This is a genomic window from Actinomycetes bacterium (assembly GCA_035489715.1).
Taxonomy (GTDB): Bacteria; Actinomycetota; Actinomycetes; order JACCUZ01; family JACCUZ01; genus DATHAP01.
Genome location: DATHAP010000069.1, coordinates 1 through 3,724, shown reverse-complemented (window position 1 = coordinate 3,724; position 3,724 = coordinate 1). Strand labels below are relative to the sequence as shown.

Annotated in this window: 5 protein-coding genes; 3 read left to right on the top strand and 2 right to left on the bottom strand. The window is 71.5% G+C overall.

Annotated features, from left to right (window positions below; all coding sequences use genetic code 11):
• The 3 genes from VK640_06000 to VK640_05990 all read left to right on the top strand — a co-directional run.
• The coding region (locus VK640_06000; GenBank protein ID HTE72735.1) for a sigma-70 family RNA polymerase sigma factor at positions 1-495 on the top strand (495 nt) is incomplete at its 5' end.
• Positions 492-761, top strand: a complete 270-nt coding sequence (gene rsrA, locus VK640_05995) for a mycothiol system anti-sigma-R factor (GenBank protein HTE72734.1) — start codon at positions 492-494, stop codon at positions 759-761. The genes VK640_06000 and rsrA, both read left to right, overlap by 4 nt.
• A gap of 154 nt (positions 762-915) precedes the next feature.
• Positions 916-1,968 carry a zinc-dependent alcohol dehydrogenase family protein gene (locus VK640_05990; protein HTE72733.1) on the top strand — a complete coding sequence of 351 codons (1,053 nt, stop codon included), beginning with the start codon at positions 916-918 and terminating at the stop codon, positions 1,966-1,968.
• A 21-nt stretch (positions 1,969-1,989) separates the two neighbouring features.
• Here VK640_05990 and VK640_05985 read toward each other — a convergent pair whose 3' ends face one another.
• Positions 1,990-2,652 carry a hypothetical protein gene (locus tag VK640_05985; protein HTE72732.1) on the bottom strand — a complete coding sequence of 221 codons (663 nt, stop codon included), beginning with the start codon at positions 2,650-2,652 and terminating at the stop codon, positions 1,990-1,992.
• A 13-nt stretch (positions 2,653-2,665) separates the two neighbouring features.
• Positions 2,666-3,202 (bottom strand): hypothetical protein, encoded by a 537-nt coding sequence (locus tag VK640_05980; GenBank protein HTE72731.1) that lies wholly within the window; start codon positions 3,200-3,202, stop codon positions 2,666-2,668.
• Positions 3,203-3,724: the final 522 nt, after the last annotated feature.

The following is a 3,724-nucleotide window of genomic DNA, read 5'->3' as shown; positions in this document are numbered from 1 at the left end:
GAGACCTACGCCAAGGCCTACGGGTCCTTCCACCAGTTCCAGGAGGGCACCAACCTCAAGGCCTGGCTCTACCGGATCCTCACCAACACCTTCATCAACAGCTACCGCAAGGCGCAGCGCCAGCCCAAGCAGTCGGGCACCGAGACAGTCGAGGACTGGCAGCTCGCGCAGGCCGAGTCGCACATGTCGAGCGGCCTGAAGTCCGCCGAGGCGGAGGCGCTCGAGCACCTGCCCGACTCGGACGTGAAGGAGGCCCTCCAGCAGATCCCGGAGGACTTCCGCATCGCGGTCTACCTGGCGGACGTCGAGGGGTTCGCGTACAAGGAGATCGCCGACATCATGGGCACCCCGATCGGCACGGTCATGTCGCGGCTGCACCGCGGCCGCCGGCAGCTGCGGGACCTGCTCGAGGACTACGCGCGAGGCCGCGGGCTGGTGCCCGCCGGCGCCGCGCCCGTGACGGGCACCGCTGCCGACGGAGGCGACCAGTCGTGAGCTGTGGCAACCCGCACGCCGTGCCGTGCGACGAGGTCCTCGACCGCGTCTACGAGTTCCTCGACGGCGAGATCGACGGCAAGCGCCGGCACGAGATCAAGGAGCACCTCGAGGAGTGCTCACCGTGCCTGCAGAAGTTCGGGCTCGAAGAGACCGTCAAGGCCATCGTGAAGCGCAGCTGCTCGGACCCGGCACCGCCCGACCTGCGCGCCAAGGTGCTCTCGCACATCGCGGCCGCCCGGACCGAGCTGCGCGGCGACGGCTGAGCGCCTCGACGCCGCGCGAGCCGTCAGCTGTTGGGCCGCTTGCCGTGGTTGGCCTTGCTGTTCTTGCGGGCCTTCTTCTTTCGGGACTTCTTCGCCATGACGCACATCCTCGCACGAGCCCGTCGACCCGATAGAACCGAGCGAAGGAGGGCGCGTGCGCGCCACGTTGATCCACGGACCCCGTGACATCCGCGTCGAGGACGTGCCGGACCCCGAGGTGAGCCTGCCCACGGACGCGCTCGTCCGGGTCACCGCCGCCTGCGTCTGCGGGAGCGACCTGTGGCCGTACCGCGGGATCGCCGGCGTCGACGAGCCGCGCCGGATCGGCCACGAGTTCGTCGGCGTGGTCGAGGAGGTCGGCAGCGACGTCCGCACCCTGCGGCCGGGTGACTTCGTCGTCGCCCCGTTCCTGCTGAGCGACAACACCTGCGTGCACTGCCGCAACGGCATGCACACCTCGTGCGAGCACGGCGCCTGGTGGGGCGGCACCGATGAGGCCGGGCTGCCGGTCGACGCCGGCCAGGGCGAGGCGGTGCGGGTGCCGATCGCCGACGGCACGCTGGTCGCCGCTGGACGCGACGTGCCCGACGACCCGATGCTCGCGTCGCTGCTGACCCTGTCCGACGTCATGGGCACCGGCCACCACGCCGCGCTGTCGGCCGGCGTCGGTCCGGGCACCTCGGTGGTCGTCGTGGGCGACGGGGCCGTCGGCCTGTGCGGAGTGCTCGCCGCGCGTCGGCTCGGGGCCGAGCGGATCATCGCGATGTCGCGGCACGAGGACCGCGCCGCCCTGGCCCGCGACGTCGGGGCCACCGACGTCGTCGCCGAGCGCGGCCCGGACGGCGTGGCTCGGGTCGAGGAGCTGCTGGGCGGCATCGGTGCCGACGCGGTGCTCGAGTGCGTCGGCACCAAGGAGTCGATGGACCAGGCGATCTCGGCCGCGCGCCCTGGCGGTCGTGTCGGGTACGTCGGGGTGCCCGCCGGGGGAGCGGAGCTGCCGATCAGCACGCTGTTCGGTCGCAACGTGACCGTCGGCGGCGGGGTCGCGCCGGTCCGGGCCTACCTCGAGGAGCTCCTCGCGGACACGCTCTCGGGCGCCATCGACCCCGGTCGGGTGTTCGACCTCGTGCTGCCGCTGGAGCAGGCGCCGGAGGCCTACGCGGCGATGGACGAGCGGCGCTCGATCAAGGCGATGCTCCGCCCCTGACGGTCCATGACCCTGGCCCGCTCAGCCGGCGAGCTGGCGGTTGAGCGCGGCCAGCACCGAGCGCACGACCGCGTCGGCCTCGTCGCCGCGCACCAGCGCCGCGCCGGTGAGCACTTGCTCGCCGGTGCGCGGCACCATCAGGGTCAGCACAGCAAGGGCCACCTCGCGGGCGCCGGTCGCCACGATCGTCGCCGACTCGACCTCGCACGGCTGACCGAGCAGCTCGGCCACCGCTTCGACGGTGGCGAGCGCCACCAGCCGGGCGCGGTGCGACTGGCCGGCCGGCCCCTGGCTGTTGCCCTCGAAGGTCTGGTCGCCGATGGTCAGCGTCACGGTCGCCTGCGTCTCGCCGTGACCGCTGCGCACCATGACGGCCGCGATGGACGGCCGCACGACGGGGTCGGGCGCGGCCTCCTCGGCGACATCCTCGTCGACCACCATGCGCACCTCGTCGTCACCGATCTGCACGACGGAGACGATGCGGTGGTCGATGTCGATGTCGTAGCGCGCGAGGGCGAGCGACTGCACGTCGCGCACCACTTGCTTCGGTGCCTTGCCCGGCGCTGCGAGCACGTGCACCTCGGTGGGCACGGCGTCGGGACCGGTGACGACGCTGGCCGCCTTGACGCCCGGCAGGTGCCGCAGCGCGTCCTCGAGCTCGGGCAGGAGGCGCAGGGTCGGCATGGGGGTGGACACCTCAGCGGGGGTCGTGGACGACGGGGGACCGGGACGGGAGGAGCTCGGCGACCATCAGGCGGGACGTTGCTGGTCCCAGACTGCTCGGTGCGCCACGCGTCGGGCTTGAGGCGGGCTCCGGCGTGTCGCGGACCGGCCTGCCCTGCGCAGCGGTGGCCTGGGTCGGGATGACCGGCGACGGGCGCTCCTCCGACGTCCCGGTGCGACCGGTCTGCTCGGCACCGACGCCGACCGGGTCGCCGGTCGTACCGTCGTCGGCGAGCGCCGCGGCCAGGTCGACGACCTGCGTCCGGGCGTCCGTCCGAGCGCTCTCCAGGGCAGCCAGCACGGTCGGCAGGACGGCGCTCACGTGGTCGGCGACCCCGCGCACGGATGCGCGCTGCCAGACCCGTAGCCGCTTGGCCGTCTCGGGGCTGACCTCGCCGCGGGTCACCGCGGCCGCGAGCTCGGCGTCGAAGCGCACGACCGCCGGGTCCTCGCGGGCGTCGAGGAGACCCCCGACCAGGTCCGCGTAGACCTGGTGCTGGCCCGTCGACATGCCGCCCCTCTCCCGCCTGCGGGACTGCCGGCGACTCGGTCGGAGGCTAGAGCAACGGTTCGGGCGTCGTCCGGGGAACACTCGCACCTCTGGCAGATGGGGGACATGTGCTCCTGATGGCGCACTACCCACGGACTAGTCCTTTCGGACACCCTGTGTAGGGCAACTAGATGCAAATCGGCGAAACCCTTGACGACAGGTTTACCTGCGCCCTTCACTTGCAACGCGAACGAGCCGAGGTTTCTCCGGTAAGGAGGGTCTCGGCTCTTCGGCGCCAATCCCGGGGCCGCCCAGAGGCGGGGTGCTTGACAACTGCAGAGAGCGTGATCGGGATCGGCAGCACATCGAAGAGTTGTGTGTGTGTGTCGGTCAGCAGCGTTGTTTCTTCTTTGCCTGCACCACCGATCGTCCCAGCGGAGCGGATCACTGCACAGGCGGTAGTACAGCGGTGCCTGTGACATGAATCCGAAAGGGATGAGAGTCACATGAAGAAGATCGTGTCCGCTGTCGAGCAGATGCTTC

Excerpts from the sequence above, each read along its gene's own strand:
- VK640_05980 (HTE72731.1), bottom strand. The coding sequence starts at position 3,202 with ATGTCGACGGGCCAGCACCAGGTCTACGCGGACCTGGTCGGGGGTCTC.
- VK640_05985 (HTE72732.1), bottom strand. The coding sequence starts at position 2,652 with ATGCCGACCCTGCGCCTCCTGCCCGAGCTCGAGGACGCGCTGCGGCAC.